The following is a 14,507-nucleotide window of genomic DNA, read 5'->3' as shown; positions in this document are numbered from 1 at the left end:
TTCAGAATTCGCGCCAGAAGCCCAGCTTGACCCCCATCTGGGTGTCGCCGATCAACCCCGCGGTGAGCCCCAGTTCGATATGGCTGCGAGATCCGAATTCATAGAGCAGTGACGGTGCGAGGCGCGCGAACGAGGGATCGCCCTGCGAAATGCCGGTTTGCAACTGGACGAGGGCCTTCAGGGGGCCGGGCGGATCGAGCCCGAAGGTGATGTCGGATTTCAGGTCGATCCGGCGGTTGGTGCCGCGGTATTCGGCGAAGGTGTCGACATTGAACCAGCCCGAACTCTGCCCCAGCGAGACTCCGCGGCCATAGGAAAAGCCCGGACGGATCGCCGGTTCGCCGGCAATTGTGCCGAGGCCCAGTTCGACAGCAAAGCGATTGGGGTCTTTTCCGAGCGCGAGAGGGTAGCGCAGGAACACGACCGCCTTGCCCTGGCCCGAGATGGCGTGCCCGACATCGAGGCCGACGGTGAGCCTGTCGGTGAGCCCGTATTCGAGATAGGTGGTGGAATAGATCGAATAGGGGCCTGCCAGGCTGGTGCCCGCGACCCGGGTCGAGGCCGAGAGGAAAACCTTGCCCTTTTCGCGCGGCCACGCCCCGGCCTGGGCGGCGGGGGCGCGGAGACAAGCCAGAACAAAGGCCAGAACACTGGCCAGAACAAGGATCAGAAGGCGCTGCATCGGCGCTCCTTTGCGGGTGCGCCGGTAAGTATTCGGAAAGTTTGGTAAACAGGGGGTTAATCGGAAACGGTTTTGCAGCGGCAGAGTGGGCTGCTAGGCTGAGTGTGGATACCCAGAGGGAGGCCCGAGATGCCGAAGATTTCCAAGGATAACAGTTTTCAGACAGTGATCACGACCTTCGAGATGACGCCGGGCACCGCGCAGGACCTGATGGACGAGCTGCGCGCGGCCTATGCCGAGTTCATCTCGAAACAGCCGGGGTTCATTGCCGCGGGGCTGCATATCAACGATGCGCAGACCCGGATCGCCAACTATTCGCAATGGCAGCGACGCGAGGACTTCCAGGCGATGCTGCGCAGCGACGAGATGCGCAAGCGCAACCGGCGGATCGCCGATCTGTGCAAGAATTTCGAACCGGTGATGTATGACGTGGTCGATACCTACGACTGACCTGCCGCAGGGCGCTGCGCGCCCATGATATGAATCAATGTCCGCCGGACGCGGATGCGGCATCATCCCTTCGACCACTGGAGGGAGACCAGCCATGTACATGAATATTCTGGTGCCGGTATCATTTGACACGGAGCGCGACGCGCAGGAGGCGATTGACGTTGCCAAGGCGCTGGCCGGGAAGGGCGCGCGGATCACGCTTTTGCACGTGATCGAGCATATTCCGTCTTACGCGATTTCCTACATGTCGCAGGATTACCTGGACGAGGCCGCGCAGGCCGTGCAGGCCGAACTGGAGAAGATGGCCGAGGGCATCGAGAACGCCAAGGCGGTGGTGATCGAGGGCCATTCGGGACGTTCGATCCTGGACTGGGCCAAGGAGAACTGGGCCGATTGCATCGTGATCGCATCGCACCGGCCCGGCATGCAGGATTACCTGCTAGGTTCGACCGCGGCGCATGTGGTGCGCCATGCGGGGTGTGCGGTGCACGTGGTGCGCTGAGGCCGTGACAAACAAGGAGAACTGACCATGTACAAGAATATCCTGGTGCCGATTGCATCCGACCATGACCCGCATACCGGCAAGGCGTTGAACGTGGCGCGCGCGCTGGCCTCGGAGGGCGCGAAGATCACCTCGCTGACTGTTGTCGAGGCGATGCCCGGCTATATTCAGAACCAGCTGCCCGAGGGACAGAGCGCGAAGATCATGGACGAGGTCGAGACGGAGCTGAAGGCCGAGTTGGGCGGCGCGAAAGACGTGACGCCGGTTGTGGTCGAGGGCCATTCGGCGCGCACCATCCTCGATTATGCCGAGGAGCATGGGATCGATTGTATCGTCATGGCCTCGCACCGGCCGGGGCTGAGCGACTACCTGCTGGGGTCGACCGCGGCACGGGTGGTGCGCCATGCGAAATGCGCGGTGCACGTGCTGAGGTAAAGCGCACGCGGTTGCGGGCTGGCCGGGCTCTTCCCATATCGGGGCAAGAGACAGAGGAGGCCGCCCGCAATGAAATGCCCGATCGACGGAGAAACCCTGATCATGACCGAACGCCACGGCGTCGAGATTGACTATTGCCCGAAATGCCGGGGTGTGTGGCTGGACCGGGGTGAATTGGACAAGATCATCGAAAAGGCCGCGGGCCCGATGGTGCTGCCCAACCCGGACCCCGAGCCGATGCCGGCACCGCCCCCACCCGAGCCGCCGCAGGCCGCGCCGGCCCCGCGCCAGGCGCACGAAATGCCGCGATATGAGGAGCCGCGCCGATACGAGGACGAGCGCCGATACGAGGACGAGCAGCGCTATGACAAGGACCGCTACAAGAAAGCCAAGAAATATCGTGGCAAGTATTCGGACGATGACGGCTGGTATCGGAAGAAGAAAAAGCGCAAGTCGATCCTTGCCGAGATTTTCGATTTCGACTGAGTGACAGTAATCGACAGGGAGACCCGAACAGATGAAGAAACTTGCCCTTGCCCTTGCCCTGGCCGTATTGGCCGCCCCCGTCGCCGCGCAGGAGCCGGTGAACATCACCAAGGACGTGATGTCGGTCACCGTGGAAACAGCGGATGGGCCGGTTGAGATCAAGCGCATCCAGGACAATGCGAACGTGATCACCGGGAATTTCGCGCTGACCTCGCGCCCCTGTCCGAATTTCTGCATTCAGCCGATGATCCCCGCGCCGGGCGTCACGCCGATCGGGGAGCTGGAGCTGATGCAGTTCCTGAACGATCCGAACGTCGTGGTAATCGACGGGCGGGTGCGCCCCGATTTCGAGAAAGGCGCCATTCCGGGCGCGGTGAACGTGCCCTATACCGAAGCCGCCGACCGCCTGGGCGAGCTGGGTTGTGAGCCGGATTTCGACGGGTTCATCTGCGACGGGCCGGATGTGAAATCGGTCGCGCTTTATTGCAACGGCCCGTGGTGCGGGCAATCGCCGACCGCCGCGCGCCGCATGATCGAGGCGGGCTATCCGGCCGAGAAGATCTATTACTATCGCGGCGGCATGCAGAGCTGGCGCGGCCTGGGCCTGACCGTCACCGGCGACTAACGCGCGAGCGCGCCGGGCGGCTCGGTACAGTCATAGGATGTGCCATCGGGCAAATGGCAGAGTGCGTCGAGAAAGCCCGGGTCCATCCGTTTGTAGCTGGGCAGGGCGTGGCGTTCGTCCTGCCGGTCGAGATAGTCCGAGCAGCTTTGCAGGTAGTAGTTTTCGCGCCGGTCGGGGCGGGCATACCATTGATCGAAGGCGGCCGAGGCGGCCTCTGACAAGTCGCCGGTGTTCGCCATCACCCGTTCGAATTCTTCCGCGATGTCGGCGGTGCTGTCCCAGGTTTTCAGGATCTGCCAGAGCGCCGGCTGGCCATCCGCGCGCGCCTGCCAGCCGACCAGAAGGGTGACGACATTGGCGTCGGCCTCGATCACGAAGGTGGCGCGGGCGTTTTCGCGCATCGACAGGCCGGGCGAGGGGCAGACCCCTTCGCGCAGCTGTTCCAGGTGGCGCAACTCGTGCACCAGCGTCAGCAGCATTTTGTCGTCCGGCAGCGCGGCGTTGAGCACGATCTGGCGGTCTTCGACTGTCATGAAGCCATGTTCGGCCATCAGCGCATCCGAGAGGCAGATCGTGGGGCCGATTGCATCGAGCGTGTCGCGCAGCGTGGCAAAGGCCGCGAGATGCGAGCGCAGGTGGGTGACGAGTTCTGCCAGCCTTGCCTGGTGCGGCGTGTCGGCCTGCGCATAGGGCGCGCGCAGGCATTGGCCGGGGCTGGTGATCCCGTCATCGGCCAGCGCGGCGGGGGCAAGCCCGAACCAGAGAAGAATTGCGAGGCGGCGCATGGGCCGAGACTGCGCGAGCGGTGCGGGCTTGGCAAGGGGGCGCGGCGCGCGCAGTATGGCGCGCAAGAGGGAGGACCCCATGACAGAGATACCCGTGATCGGCGCGCAACTGACGGTGCTGGACCTGGACCGGCACCGCGACTGGATCTTCGAGAAAAACCGCGACATCGAGCTGCCCGAGTTCTGCATGGCCGATATCCTGAAGAACCCGGGGCCGTTCATCGACATGGCGAAGGCCAAGTTGCAGGGCTGGGAGGGACGGCTGGGCATTCACGGGCCGTTTTCGGGTTTTGAACTGAATGTGAAGGACAAGGACATCCGCGCGGTGGTGCAGACGCGGCTGGACCAGGCGCTGGAGGTGTGTGCGCGGCTGGAGGCGCGGCAGATGGTGATCCATTCGCCCTATGATCCGTGGGATGCGCATAACCTCGACAACGGGCCGAAGGACCGGGCAAAGAGTATTTCCGCGATCCTCGACACGCTGGCGCCGGCTCTGAAGCGGGCCGGGGAGCTGGGTGTCGAGATGGTGCTGGAGAATATCCGCGACAATGACCCGGCTCTGCGCCGCGCGGTGGTGGAGGCGGCGGATACGCCCAGCTTACGTTTGTCGGTGGATACCGGCCACGCGCTCTGGGCGCATGTTTCGGCGGGCGCGCCGCCGGTGGATCGGTTCATTCAGGACGCGGGCGAGCTTCTGGGCCATGTGCACCTGCAGGATGCAGACGGCTATGCCGACCGGCACTGGGTGCTGGGCGAGGGGGATACGAATTTCTTTCCCATCTTCACGGCGCTGGGGGAACTGGAGGTGAAGCCGCACCTGATCGTCGAGATCAACGATTTTTCCCGCGTGCCCGACAGCGTGGCGCATCTTGAGCGGCTGGGGCTGGGGCAATGAATGTAGCGTAACAGGAGGACAGCGCATGGGTATCATCGTGATGCTGATCGTCGGGGCCGTGGCCGGATGGCTGGCGGGGACGATCGTCAAGGGTGGCGGTTTTGGTCTGGGCGGTAATATCGTTGTTGGGGTCGTCGGCGCGATCATCGCCGGGCTGGCCTTTCCGGTCATCGGCTTCGGGGGCGGCGGCGGGATCATCTGGTCGATCATCCATGCGACCATCGGGGCGGTGATCCTGCTGGTGCTGATCCGGGTGATTAAGCAGGTCTGAGACGCCGCGAAATGGAGCGGCTGGGGGCAGTCGCGGTCAGGGATGGCGGCCAAAGAGGCGGCGCAGGTGCTGCTTGGCCTCTTCGAGCACCTTGCGCTGGTCATCGGGCAGGCTGTGGCCGGCGCGGTTGATGTAGAAGGTGAGCATCGACATGGCCGACTGATAGGGCGTGCCCTTGCGTGCCGTGCTGGCCTCGGCCGCGCGTTTGAGCGCGGCGGCGATGCGTTCGGGATCGTCCCAGGTGAAGAGGCCGGGCTCAAGCTCCAGCGCATGGCTGGTTTCGGTGACGTGTCGGGACCATTTCTCGGGGTCGGTCATGGCCGGGGTCCGGGGCTCGGGTGGGCGATGCGGGCAGGGTGGCATTGCCGGGGGAGGGGTGCAAGCGCGGTGCGGGTTTTGCGGTGGGGTGCCGGGCAAAAGCCCGGCCTACGGTGATGATCCACGCGGAACGCTAGACGTAGGCGTCGCGCCCGCCCCGGGTCGGGCGCGTGCCCAAATCGGAGATTTGGGCATTAGTAGATATGCCCCGCAGCCTTCCGCAACGTTCGCATGAAATCAAAATGATCAATTCGAGATTAGCGAAAAAGCTAAAACCAATGCAGCTGTCAAAAACATAAGCAGTGAAACCACAATCGAAAAGAATCCGCCGAACATATACTGATCTGCGCGCTCGTAAGTTTCCTCTTGGCCGAGTTGTTTCCTGTCAACGTGACGAGTAGACAAAAAAGCAAGCACCCAAGTCACCGCGCCGAACAGTGTTCCGAAAACATATAGCAGGATCGCGCAAGCGAAGCTCCATCGACCTACGTGTTGGATCATTTCATCCAATTGACTCAGGCAAATGACAATCGCGCCACTATTCAAAAGAACGGATGCCTTTATTGCTCCTTGAGCATACTCCTGAGAAATTTCTCTATAGTCTGCCATATTTGTTTCACCGCCCCCTCCGCTTCACATTCCCCCCACGCTGCCCGGCCCGGCCGGCCGTTGAGCGCCCACGCGAGCCCACAGCCGCTTCAGACGCCTTCTCCACCGCATACTGCCGCGCCAGGGGGTCGTCGGCGACGGCCAAATCCACCGCTTCCAGCCGCTTGATCTCATCCCGCAACCGGGCGGCCTCTTCGAATTCGAGGTTCTCGGCGGCCTTGCGCATGTCGTCGCGCATGCCGTCGAGCACCTTTTCTAGGTTGGCGCCGTGGAGCGGCTTGTCGACCTGTGCCGTGACGCGGTTCATGTCCACGTCGCCTTGATACAAACCTGCGAGCACGTCCTCGACGTTCTTCTTCACCGTCTCGGGCGTGATGCCGTGTTCCTCGTTATAGGCGATCTGCTTGGCGCGGCGGCGGTCGGTCTCGGAGATCGCACGCTCCATCGAGCCGGTGATCCGGTCGGCATACATGATGACGCGGCCATCGGCGTTGCGCGCGGCGCGGCCGATGGTCTGGATGAGCGAGGTCTCGGAGCGAAGGAAGCCCTCTTTATCCGCATCGAGGATCGCCACCAGCCCGCATTCGGGGATGTCGAGCCCTTCGCGCAGCAGGTTGATGCCCACCAGCACGTCGAAAGCGCCAAGCCGCAGGTCGCGCAGGATTTCGATCCGTTCGATCGTGTCGATGTCGGAATGCATGTAGCGCACGCGGATGCCCTGTTCGTGCAGGTATTCGGTGAGGTCCTCGGCCATGCGTTTCGTCAGCGTGGTGCAGAGGACGCGGAAGCCCTTTTCGGCGACGATGCGAATCTCATGCAGGAGGTCATCGACCTGGGTGTCGACCGGGCGGATTTCGACCTGCGGATCGAGGAGGCCGGTGGGGCGGATCACCTGCTCGGTGAAGACGCCGCCGGTCTGTTCAAGCTCCCACGCCGCGGGGGTGGCCGAGACGAAGACGGATTGCGGGCGCATGGCGTCCCATTCCTCGAACTTCAGCGGGCGGTTGTCCATGCAGGACGGCAGGCGGAAGCCGTGTTCGGCCAGCGTGAACTTGCGCCGGTAGTCGCCACGATACATGCCACCGATCTGCGGCACGCTGACGTGGGATTCATCGGCGAAGACGATGGCATGGTCGGGGATGAATTCGAAGAGGGTGGGGGGCGGCTCACCCGGGGCGCGGCCGGTGAGGTAGCGCGAATAGTTCTCGATCCCGTTGCAGACGCCGGTGGCCTCGAGCATTTCGAGGTCGAAATTGGTGCGCTGTTCGAGGCGCTGAGCCTCTAACAGCTTGCCTTCGCCTACGAGTTGGTCGAGGCGCTGGCGCAGCTCTTGCTTGATGCCCTGGATGGCCTGCTGCATCGTGGGCTTCGGCGTGACGTAATGCGAGTTGGCGTAGACGCGGATCTTGTCGAACGTGTCGGTCTTTTCGCCGGTCAGGGGGTCGAATTCGACAATCGATTCAAGCTCTTCCCCGAAGAACGACAGCCGCCAGGCGCGGTCTTCGAGGTGGGCCGGGAAGATCTCGAGACTGTCGCCGCGCACGCGGAATGAGCCGCGCTGGAACGCTTGGTCGTTGCGGCGGTATTGCTGGGCGACCAGATCGGCGATCACTGCGCGCTGGTCGTAATCGTTGCCGACCTGCAAATCCTGGGTCATCGCGCCATAAGTTTCGACCGAGCCGATGCCGTAGATGCAGGAAACCGAGGCGACGATGATCACATCGTCGCGCTCCAAGAGCGCCCGGGTGGCCGAGTGGCGCATCCGGTCGATCTGTTCGTTGATCTGGGATTCCTTCTCGATATAGGTGTCGCTGCGCGGCACGTAGGCCTCGGGCTGGTAATAGTCGTAGTAGGAAACGAAGTATTCGACCGCGTTGTCGGGAAAGAAGCCCTTGAATTCGCCGTAAAGCTGGGCCGCGAGCGTCTTGTTCGGGGCGAGGATGATGGCGGGGCGCTGGGTTTCCTCGATCACCTTGGCCATGGTGAAGGTCTTGCCGGTGCCGGTCGCGCCCAGAAGGACCTGGTTGCGCTCGTCATCGAGGATGCCCTGGCTGAGCTCGGCGATCGCGGTGGGCTGGTCACCGGCAGCGTTGAATTCGGTCTGCATGACGAAGCGCTTGCCGCCCTCGAGCTTCTCGCGGGTTTTCACGTCGGGGGCGGGGGAATGCAGGATCGGTTCGGATTTGTCGGAATGGGCGTAGGGCATGGGCGACTCCGCGGGCTGAGCCCCTTAGAGTTGATCACTTTTTGTTCCGGTTCAAGGGGGCGTTGGCCCGATGGGTGGGCCGCACGGGCCGCTTTTGGGCAAATCCCCTGTTTTGCAGTTATTTCCGGCTTGCGGGCGGGCCGGGGATTTGGGTAAACCAAGGGCGGTCAACGAGGAGTGTGCCAATGCCCGCGCGTATTTATCAGCCCAGCCGTACCGCCATGTCATCGGGCACGGCCAAGACGAAACACTGGGTGCTGGAATTTGCGCCGGAAAGTGCGCGCGAGGTTGATCCGCTGATGGGGTGGACCTCGTCGCGGGACACGCAATCGCAGGTGAAGCTGAAATTCCCCACCAAGGAAGCGGCGCTGGCCTATGCCGAGGAACATGGCATCGACGCCGTGGTGACCCGCCCGCACAAGCGCAAGCCCAATATCCGCGCGGGCGGCTATGGCGAGAATTTCGCCACCAACCGGCGCGGGCCCTGGACGCACTGATGCCCTTGCCAAGGGGCGGTCGCGCGTTCAAATAGGAAACGTGCGGTCCCGTAGCTCAACTGGATAGAGCAGCTGACTTCTAATCAGCAGGCTGAGGGTTCGAGTCCTTCCGGGATCGCCATTTTCCAGGGGGAGATCATGGACAAGCTGCCATTGACGGTCATCGGGGGGTACCTGGGTGCGGGCAAGACCACGCTGATCAACCGCTTGCTGAGTGAAGCGCATGGCCGGCGCGTGATGGTCATGGTCAATGATTTTGGCGCGGTGAATATCGACGCCGACCTGCTGAAAAGCGCGGGCGAGGACACGATCGAACTGACCAATGGCTGCGTGTGCTGCACGATGGGCGCGGACCTGTACATGGCGCTGGGCGATGCGCTGGACCGGCGGCCGCGGCCCGAGCATCTTGTGATCGAGGCGAGCGGGATCGCCGACCCCAAGAAGATCGCCGATGCGGCGCGGGCGGAACCCGAGATGGACTATGGTGGCATTGCCGTCGTGGTGGATGCGCAGAACTTTCCCGCGCTGGCGGCGGATGTGCAGATCGGGGCGCAGATCCGCGGCCAGATCGAAGTGGCCGACCTGCTGATCGTGTCGAAATGCGGGGGCGAGGTGCCGGCGGCGCTGGCGATGCAACTGGCTGCGCTGAGCCGCGCGCCGGTGGTGGCGATGGATGCGCTGCAGGCGGTGGCCCCGCTTTTGCTCGGCGGGATCGAAGCGGGCACGGGCAAGAGCAGCGGCGCGGGCCACGGCGCCTATGTCACCTGGAGCTACGAAGGGGACGCGGAATATGGCCGGGTGGCCCTGGAAGAAAAGCTGGGCCAGGCACCCGAGCGGCTTTACCGTGTGAAAGGCGTGATACGCGGATCGGGCGAGGAAGGGTTCGAACTGCACAAGGTCGGCCCCTCGGTCGAGATAACGCGGGTGGCCCGGCCAGAAAAAACCCGCCTCGTGGCGATCGGACCACAAGGCGGGGTGAGCGCGGAGGAAATCCGCGATTGGTGGGAAGGCTGATTATTCGTCCTTGGTGACGTATTTGGCCAGCATCTGCTCGTTCTTGGCTTCCTCGATCATGCGCAGGCGGTCTTCGCGCTGCTGGGTGTCGAAGCGGTATTTCACGAAGTTCACCAGGCTGATCGTGAGCATCAGGATGCCGATGCCCCAGAAACCCTTGGTCGAGAGCGGCACTTCGGTCGAGAGCCACAGCGAGATGCCGAGCAGGATGTAGGCGGCCACGACGCCAGCGCCGTTGAAGACCATGATCAGGGTGTTGTCGTTCTTGTTCATGTCAAACATTGTGAGTTCCTCATTAAATCAGGCGGGGGATGCGTGATTGCGGACTGGTATCAAGCGGCTTTGTCAGCTTTGAGGCGATCCAGCACCGATTTCGCGGTAATTTTGGTCGCGGGGCCATAGCCGGCGTCCGACATGCGGTCCTCGAGATCGCGATGCGAAAGGTCGTCTTCGATCTGCTTGAGAATCTCGGCCTGCTCATACGGGTCATCGCGGCCAAGCACGCGGTTGATGAGTTCCTCGGCCTCCGACGCGCTGTCACGGCCCGAAAGCGTGGTGGACAGGCGTTTCTGGATGTCCTGTTCGCGACGCACGGCACGGGCCTGGATGGCGCCCTGCTTGAGGTCAACCACGCGGCGGTTGCCCGCCTCGACCGAATTGCGCAGGCGCAGAACCTTCTGTTCAAGGCGTGCCAGCGTTTCGTTGCGGCCTTCCAGCTCGTTTTCCATCGTGGCGATGGCCTGGGCGGCCTCGGCGGCGAGCGCCTCGTCATTGGAGGCGAGCGCGGCGCGGGCGCGGTCCATCAGCCCTTCGATACGGGATTTGAGCGCGTCGACTTGTCGCTGTTCGGCGTTGCGACGCTGGATCAGGCTGGCCAGCGTGGCCTTGGCGGCTTTGACGGCGGCCTCGGTCTCGCGGATTTTCTGATCAATGAGTTCAAGCGCGAAATGATCGGTGATGCGTTCGTCGGCGCGGGCCTGTGCACCAGAGAAAAGGGTTCTGAGAGTCGAAAACATAAGAGTACCTTTCTTCGAGATTACGTTTGCGTGTTACTTGCCCCAAATGGCAACTTTGAGGCGTGCCCGGAGTGTTTTGGGGGCAATTTCAGGTTGTGTCTGCGCCTATGCGTGTAAGCGGGCGCAGGGTGTTATCAGCGATGTCAATGTTACCTCCTCCTTCGTGAACGGTGTTCATGAAATGGATGTAGCAATACCTTGAACGGCGTTCAAGGAAAAATGAACACTGTTCAGGAAACGGTTTGTTTCGCCGTGATATTCCGAAGCAGCAGGGCGATCATCTGTTCCAGGCGATCGCGGGGCACACCAGAGATGCGATTTTCGACGCCCAGCAGGACGATGCCGTGAACCGAGGAGAATAGTGTGCGCGTCATCAGGTCGAGTTCGTCCGCGTGCATTTCAGGGAACAGGCGGGCAAGGGGACGCGCGATGTTCTGGAAGAGCGCATCCAGTTCCTGCAGGTACCAGGCGGGCACGTCGGTGGAGGTGGACATCTGGATGTCGAACAGCGTGCGCCAGAGCCTGGGGTTTTCGACGGCGAAGCGCAGATAGGCGTAGGACATCGCGATCAACTGCTCGATCGGGTCTTCGGGCGCCTCGCGCACCGAGGCGGCAACCGCTTTGCCCAGCTTGCGGAAGGTGCGGCCGTTCACGGCGATCACGATGTCGCCCATATCGCCGAAGACATTGTAGATAGCGCCCACGGCGCAGCCGGCCTCGCGCGCGAGATCGCGAGCGCGGATGGCTTCCATGCCCTGCTCGGCGATCGTTTTTTCGGCGATGTCGATCAGTTTGTCCCGCAGCGCCTCGCGGCGCGCTTCGACTTTGCCTGCCATGTCTCTCTTCCGCAGTTTGAACCGCGTTCAAGTTAAGGCTTGTCGCTGCAAATGGAAAGGGGTGTGGGCAATCAGGCGCAGGCGATGGGATCACCCGGCTGCGTGTCGGCGGGTCCGCAGAACAGCCGGTAGAGCAGCGAAATCACCTCGTAGGTGCTTTCATTGGCGAGGCTGTAATAGACGGTCTTGCCGTCGCGGCGCGTTGTCACAAGACCCTCTTCGCGCAGCCGCGCGAGCATCTGGCTGACGGCAGCCTGGCGAATCTGCAGGAGCTGTTCCAATTCTCCCACCGATTTCTCGCCCGAACCGAGATGGCACAGGATCATCAGCCGGCCCTCATGGGCCAGGGTTTTCAGATAGGCCGCCGCGCTGGCGGCACTGCGGGCCATTTCTTCGGGCGGGGCGGGTGGGGCCTTGGCGTCCAAGCGTCTGCTCCTCGCGGTTCATTCATGCGATCTTTAGCATATGTAAGAACGAAAAGCGAGTATTACACCTTGCTTGCCGGGGCGCCGCCCTGAAAGTTGTTGCCGTTGGCATAGTCGCAGGGCTGTTCCTGCATCTGCAGATGCAGCCCGTCGCCGGTGTAGGGATGCGCGCGGGCAAGGTCTTCGTCGACTTCGATACCGAGGCCCGGGGCATCGGGCGGGGTGATGAATCCGCCCTCGACCTTGATCGCGCCGCGGATCAGATCGTTGTGGAACGGTGTTTCGATCGTCTCGGCCATCAGGATGTTGGGGATCGCGGCGGCAAGGTGGATATTGGCGGCCCATTCGACCGGGCCGGCGTAAAGATGCGGGGCCATCTGCGCATTGAACGCCTCGGCGATGGCGGCGACCTTCTTCATTTCCCAGATCCCGCCGGCGCGGCCCAGGGCCGGTTGCAGGATTTCGGCGGCACCTGCGCGCAGGACGGCGGCGAATTCGGCCTTGGTGGTCATCCTTTCGCCGGTGGCGACGGGGATGCGCAAATTGCGGGCGACGCGGGCCATGTCCTCGATGTTGTCGGGGGGCGTGGGCTCTTCGAACCAGAGTGGTGAGTAGGGCTCCAGCGCCTGGCCCAGGCGGATCGCGCCCGCGGTATTGAACTGCCCGTGCGTGCCGAAGAGGAGATCAGCGCGGTCGCCCACGGCCTCGCGGATGGCCTTGCAGAAGGCGACGGAGGTGGTGATGTCGGACATTGCCGGCATGTGGCCGCCGCGGATGGTGTAGGGGCCGGCCGGATCGAACTTGACCGCGGTGTAGCCCAGATCGACCATCGCCGCGGCGCTTTCACCGGCGGCTTGTGGATCGGTCCAGAAGGTGTCCATGTCGTGCCCGTCAAGCGGGTAGAGATAGGTATAGGCGCGAATGCGGTCGTTCATCCGCCCGCCGATGAGCGCGTGCACCGGGCGGCCGCGATCCTTGCCCAGGATGTCCCAGCAGGCGATCTCGAGCCCCGAGAATGCGCCCATCACCGTCAGGTCTGGCCGTTGGGTGAAGCCGCTGGAATAGGCGCGGCGGAACATCAGTTCGATATTCTCGGGGTTTTCGCCTTCCATGTGGCGGGTGAACACGTCTGAAATCACGGCCTTCATCGCCTCGGGACCGATCGAGGACGCGTAGCATTCGCCCCAACCGGTGATGCCGGTATCGGTGGAAAGCTTCACGAGAATCCAGTAGCGCCCGCCCCAGCCGGGGGCGGGCGGGGCAGTGACGATGATGTCGAGATCGGTCAGTTTCATGCGCGCCTCGCGAGGTTGGGTTTCAGGCCACAATCCCCGCGGGAGACGCGTATCGCAACCCCGTTCGCGTCAGAACAGGATCACGTTGCGCCGCGCGGCCCCCGATTTGGTGTCCTCGATGGCCTCGTTGATTTCTTCGAGGCTCCAGCGGTTGGTGATCAGTTCGTCCAGTTTGAGCCGCCCCTGCTGGTAGAGGTCCACGATCCAGGGGATGTCGCGCTTGATCACAACGTCGCCCATCTTGGTGCCCAGGATGTTCTGGCCGCTGTCGGCCATGATCAGCGGGGAATAGCTGCTTGTCTGGCCGAGATGCGGCATGCCGACCATCACGACACTGCCGCCCCGGGCCAAATAGCGCGGGGCCTCGTCATAGGCCTGGGTCGCGCCGACCGAGACAAGCACCGCGTCGGCGCCGCGGCCCATTGCCTTGATCGCGGCGCGCCAAGGTTTGCCATCGGTGGCCAGAACGCCATCGGTAGCGCCGAATTCGCGGGCCGCTTCGAGTTTTTCTTCGCTCATGTCCACGGCGACGATGCGGCGGGCGCCAGCGATGCGCGCGCCCTGGATCGCGTTGAGACCGACACCGCCCGCGCCGATCACCACCACGTCCTGACCGGGCCGGATGTTCGCGGCGTTGACGGCGGCGCCGACGCCGGTGATCACCCCGCAGGAGATGAGCGAGGCGACATCCTTGCCCACTTCGTTGGGGATTTTCACGATCTGGCTTTGATCGACGACAACCTTTTCTGCAAAGGCGGCGGTGGCCAGCCCGTGTTCGACCGGCGTGCCGTCGGGCAGGCTGAGCGGGCCGCTCATCCGGTCATAGGGCGTTTCGCAGATCGTGGGTTTACCGGAACCGCAGGACGGGCAGGTGCCACAGGCGCGGATGAGCGTGACGCAGACGCTGTCGCCCACCTCGAAGCCTTTGACGCCGGGGCCCACGGCGGAGACGCGGCCGGCGGCTTCGTGGCCGTAGACGGCGGGAAGGTTGCCGCCGAACCCGCCTTCGATGAAGGAAATGTCGGAATGGCAGATGGCGACGGCATCGAGATCGACCTGCACCTCGCCCATGTCGGGCCCGCGCAGTTCGATGGTTTCGATGGCCAGCGGTTTTCCGAATTCACGGCAGACGGCAGCTTTGATGGCGGTCATGGCTCTCT

The 14,507-nt window shown here is 63.2% G+C and carries 20 protein-coding genes and 1 tRNA gene; 10 read left to right on the top strand and 11 right to left on the bottom strand.

Going from position 1 to position 14,507, the window contains the following annotated elements; translation table 11 throughout:
- Nucleotide 1 precedes the first annotated feature (1 nt).
- On the bottom strand, nt 2-682 hold the full coding sequence (locus tag E0501_RS18845; RefSeq protein ID WP_137702965.1) for a hypothetical protein: 681 nt from the start codon (nt 680-682) through the stop codon (nt 2-4).
- Nucleotides 683-811: 129 nt separating this feature from the next.
- Here E0501_RS18845 and E0501_RS18840 point away from each other — a divergent pair, with 129 nt between their 5' ends.
- From E0501_RS18840 to E0501_RS18820, 5 genes are all read left to right on the top strand, one after another.
- Nucleotides 812-1,132 carry an antibiotic biosynthesis monooxygenase family protein gene (locus E0501_RS18840; protein WP_137702964.1) on the top strand — a complete coding sequence of 107 codons (321 nt, stop codon included), beginning with the start codon at nt 812-814 and terminating at the stop codon, nt 1,130-1,132.
- A 94-nt stretch (nt 1,133-1,226) separates the two neighbouring features.
- Complete coding sequence (locus E0501_RS18835; protein ID WP_137702963.1) at nt 1,227-1,634, top strand: universal stress protein; 408 nt, start codon at nt 1,227-1,229, stop codon at nt 1,632-1,634.
- A gap of 27 nt (nt 1,635-1,661) precedes the next feature.
- A complete protein-coding gene (locus tag E0501_RS18830) occupies nt 1,662-2,069 on the top strand; it encodes a universal stress protein (RefSeq protein ID WP_137702962.1) in 408 nt (135 codons plus the stop codon).
- Nucleotides 2,070-2,138: 69 nt separating this feature from the next.
- Nucleotides 2,139-2,555, top strand: coding sequence for a TFIIB-type zinc ribbon-containing protein (locus E0501_RS21840; protein WP_137702961.1), 417 nt, complete (start codon nt 2,139-2,141; stop codon nt 2,553-2,555).
- 31 nt (nt 2,556-2,586) lie between these two features.
- Entirely contained in the window at nt 2,587-3,180 is a 594-nt protein-coding gene (locus E0501_RS18820) for a rhodanese-like domain-containing protein (protein WP_137702960.1), read from the top strand.
- On the opposite strand, the gene E0501_RS18815 is transcribed toward E0501_RS18820, so the two are convergent.
- Entirely contained in the window at nt 3,177-3,965 is a 789-nt protein-coding gene (locus E0501_RS18815; protein ID WP_137702959.1) for a DUF6782 family putative metallopeptidase, read from the bottom strand. The genes E0501_RS18820 and E0501_RS18815 overlap by 4 nt on opposite strands.
- A 79-nt stretch (nt 3,966-4,044) precedes the next feature.
- Between E0501_RS18815 and E0501_RS18810 the strand changes: the two genes are divergently transcribed.
- Together E0501_RS18810 and E0501_RS18805 are read left to right on the top strand one after the other, a co-directional pair.
- Nucleotides 4,045-4,860 carry a sugar phosphate isomerase/epimerase family protein gene (locus tag E0501_RS18810; protein WP_137702958.1) on the top strand — a complete coding sequence of 272 codons (816 nt, stop codon included), beginning with the start codon at nt 4,045-4,047 and terminating at the stop codon, nt 4,858-4,860.
- Between the two features lie 25 nt (nt 4,861-4,885).
- A complete protein-coding gene (locus E0501_RS18805) occupies nt 4,886-5,131 on the top strand; it encodes a GlsB/YeaQ/YmgE family stress response membrane protein (protein ID WP_137702957.1) in 246 nt (81 codons plus the stop codon).
- A 36-nt stretch (nt 5,132-5,167) separates the two neighbouring features.
- Here E0501_RS18805 and E0501_RS18800 read toward each other — a convergent pair whose 3' ends face one another.
- The 3 genes from E0501_RS18800 to uvrB all read right to left on the bottom strand — a co-directional run bounded on the left by E0501_RS18800 (nt 5,168) and on the right by uvrB (nt 8,264).
- Complete coding sequence (locus E0501_RS18800) at nt 5,168-5,449, bottom strand: DUF3175 domain-containing protein (RefSeq protein WP_137702956.1); 282 nt, start codon at nt 5,447-5,449, stop codon at nt 5,168-5,170.
- A gap of 246 nt (nt 5,450-5,695) precedes the next feature.
- Nucleotides 5,696-6,058, bottom strand: coding sequence for a hypothetical protein (locus tag E0501_RS18795; RefSeq protein ID WP_137702955.1), 363 nt, complete (start codon nt 6,056-6,058; stop codon nt 5,696-5,698).
- Nucleotides 6,059-6,065: 7 nt separating this feature from the next.
- A complete protein-coding gene (uvrB, locus tag E0501_RS18790) occupies nt 6,066-8,264 on the bottom strand; it encodes an excinuclease ABC subunit UvrB (protein ID WP_137702954.1) in 2,199 nt (732 codons plus the stop codon).
- Between the two features lie 185 nt (nt 8,265-8,449).
- On the opposite strand from uvrB, the gene E0501_RS18785 reads away from it, so the two are divergent.
- The 3 genes from E0501_RS18785 to E0501_RS18775 all read left to right on the top strand — a co-directional run bounded on the left by E0501_RS18785 (nt 8,450) and on the right by E0501_RS18775 (nt 9,775).
- The gene (locus E0501_RS18785; RefSeq protein WP_137702953.1) at nt 8,450-8,761 is read left to right on the top strand and encodes an ETC complex I subunit; all 312 of its coding nucleotides are present in this window, start codon (nt 8,450-8,452) and stop codon (nt 8,759-8,761) included.
- Nucleotides 8,762-8,805: 44 nt separating this feature from the next.
- Nucleotides 8,806-8,882: transfer RNA gene (locus tag E0501_RS18780), tRNA-Arg, on the top strand.
- Nucleotides 8,883-8,899: 17 nt separating this feature from the next.
- The gene (locus tag E0501_RS18775; protein ID WP_235857912.1) at nt 8,900-9,775 is read left to right on the top strand and encodes a CobW family GTP-binding protein; all 876 of its coding nucleotides are present in this window, start codon (nt 8,900-8,902) and stop codon (nt 9,773-9,775) included.
- Here the strand turns inward: E0501_RS18775 and E0501_RS18770 are convergent, their stop codons facing one another.
- The 6 genes from E0501_RS18770 to E0501_RS18745 form a co-directional block, all read right to left on the bottom strand.
- Nucleotides 9,776-10,057 carry a hypothetical protein gene (locus E0501_RS18770; RefSeq protein ID WP_137702951.1) on the bottom strand — a complete coding sequence of 94 codons (282 nt, stop codon included), beginning with the start codon at nt 10,055-10,057 and terminating at the stop codon, nt 9,776-9,778.
- Between the two features lie 50 nt (nt 10,058-10,107).
- Entirely contained in the window at nt 10,108-10,791 is a 684-nt protein-coding gene (locus tag E0501_RS18765; RefSeq protein ID WP_137702950.1) for a PspA/IM30 family protein, read from the bottom strand.
- 230 nt (nt 10,792-11,021) lie between these two features.
- Nucleotides 11,022-11,627 carry a TetR/AcrR family transcriptional regulator gene (locus E0501_RS18760; protein ID WP_137702949.1) on the bottom strand — a complete coding sequence of 202 codons (606 nt, stop codon included), beginning with the start codon at nt 11,625-11,627 and terminating at the stop codon, nt 11,022-11,024.
- 71 nt (nt 11,628-11,698) lie between these two features.
- Nucleotides 11,699-12,016 carry an ArsR/SmtB family transcription factor gene (locus tag E0501_RS18755; protein ID WP_137702948.1) on the bottom strand — a complete coding sequence of 106 codons (318 nt, stop codon included), beginning with the start codon at nt 12,014-12,016 and terminating at the stop codon, nt 11,699-11,701.
- A gap of 98 nt (nt 12,017-12,114) precedes the next feature.
- The gene (locus E0501_RS18750) at nt 12,115-13,347 is read right to left on the bottom strand and encodes a mandelate racemase/muconate lactonizing enzyme family protein (protein WP_137702947.1); all 1,233 of its coding nucleotides are present in this window, start codon (nt 13,345-13,347) and stop codon (nt 12,115-12,117) included.
- Nucleotides 13,348-13,416: 69 nt separating this feature from the next.
- A complete protein-coding gene (locus E0501_RS18745) occupies nt 13,417-14,499 on the bottom strand; it encodes a Zn-dependent alcohol dehydrogenase (protein WP_137702946.1) in 1,083 nt (360 codons plus the stop codon).
- Nucleotides 14,500-14,507: the final 8 nt, after the last annotated feature.

This window comes from Marimonas lutisalis, assembly GCF_005434965.1.
In the GTDB taxonomy this organism is placed as follows: Bacteria; Pseudomonadota; Alphaproteobacteria; order Rhodobacterales; family Rhodobacteraceae; genus Marimonas_A; species Marimonas_A lutisalis.
The sequence above is the reverse complement of the archived record's forward strand: the minus strand, read 5'-3'. Positions and strand labels throughout refer to the sequence as shown.

What these genes read in the sequence shown, in the direction of transcription:
- E0501_RS18845 (WP_137702965.1), bottom strand. Translation starts at nt 682, where the DNA reads ATGCAGCGCCTTCTGATCCTTGTTCTGGCCAGTGTTCTGGCCTTTGTT.
- E0501_RS18840 (WP_137702964.1), top strand. Translation starts at nt 812, where the DNA reads ATGCCGAAGATTTCCAAGGATAACAGTTTTCAGACAGTGATCACGACC.
- E0501_RS18835 (WP_137702963.1), top strand. Translation starts at nt 1,227, where the DNA reads ATGTACATGAATATTCTGGTGCCGGTATCATTTGACACGGAGCGCGAC.
- E0501_RS18830 (WP_137702962.1), top strand. Translation starts at nt 1,662, where the DNA reads ATGTACAAGAATATCCTGGTGCCGATTGCATCCGACCATGACCCGCAT.
- E0501_RS21840 (WP_137702961.1), top strand. Translation starts at nt 2,139, where the DNA reads ATGAAATGCCCGATCGACGGAGAAACCCTGATCATGACCGAACGCCAC.
- E0501_RS18820 (WP_137702960.1), top strand. Translation starts at nt 2,587, where the DNA reads ATGAAGAAACTTGCCCTTGCCCTTGCCCTGGCCGTATTGGCCGCCCCC.
- E0501_RS18815 (WP_137702959.1), bottom strand. Translation starts at nt 3,965, where the DNA reads ATGCGCCGCCTCGCAATTCTTCTCTGGTTCGGGCTTGCCCCCGCCGCG.
- E0501_RS18810 (WP_137702958.1), top strand. Translation starts at nt 4,045, where the DNA reads ATGACAGAGATACCCGTGATCGGCGCGCAACTGACGGTGCTGGACCTG.
- E0501_RS18805 (WP_137702957.1), top strand. Translation starts at nt 4,886, where the DNA reads ATGGGTATCATCGTGATGCTGATCGTCGGGGCCGTGGCCGGATGGCTG.
- E0501_RS18800 (WP_137702956.1), bottom strand. Translation starts at nt 5,449, where the DNA reads ATGACCGACCCCGAGAAATGGTCCCGACACGTCACCGAAACCAGCCAT.
- E0501_RS18795 (WP_137702955.1), bottom strand. Translation starts at nt 6,058, where the DNA reads ATGGCAGACTATAGAGAAATTTCTCAGGAGTATGCTCAAGGAGCAATA.
- uvrB (WP_137702954.1), bottom strand. Translation starts at nt 8,264, where the DNA reads ATGCCCTACGCCCATTCCGACAAATCCGAACCGATCCTGCATTCCCCC.
- E0501_RS18785 (WP_137702953.1), top strand. Translation starts at nt 8,450, where the DNA reads ATGCCCGCGCGTATTTATCAGCCCAGCCGTACCGCCATGTCATCGGGC.
- E0501_RS18775 (WP_235857912.1), top strand. Translation starts at nt 8,900, where the DNA reads ATGGACAAGCTGCCATTGACGGTCATCGGGGGGTACCTGGGTGCGGGC.
- E0501_RS18770 (WP_137702951.1), bottom strand. Translation starts at nt 10,057, where the DNA reads ATGTTTGACATGAACAAGAACGACAACACCCTGATCATGGTCTTCAAC.
- E0501_RS18765 (WP_137702950.1), bottom strand. Translation starts at nt 10,791, where the DNA reads ATGTTTTCGACTCTCAGAACCCTTTTCTCTGGTGCACAGGCCCGCGCC.
- E0501_RS18760 (WP_137702949.1), bottom strand. Translation starts at nt 11,627, where the DNA reads ATGGCAGGCAAAGTCGAAGCGCGCCGCGAGGCGCTGCGGGACAAACTG.
- E0501_RS18755 (WP_137702948.1), bottom strand. Translation starts at nt 12,016, where the DNA reads ATGGCCCGCAGTGCCGCCAGCGCGGCGGCCTATCTGAAAACCCTGGCC.
- E0501_RS18750 (WP_137702947.1), bottom strand. Translation starts at nt 13,347, where the DNA reads ATGAAACTGACCGATCTCGACATCATCGTCACTGCCCCGCCCGCCCCC.
- E0501_RS18745 (WP_137702946.1), bottom strand. Translation starts at nt 14,499, where the DNA reads ATGACCGCCATCAAAGCTGCCGTCTGCCGTGAATTCGGAAAACCGCTG.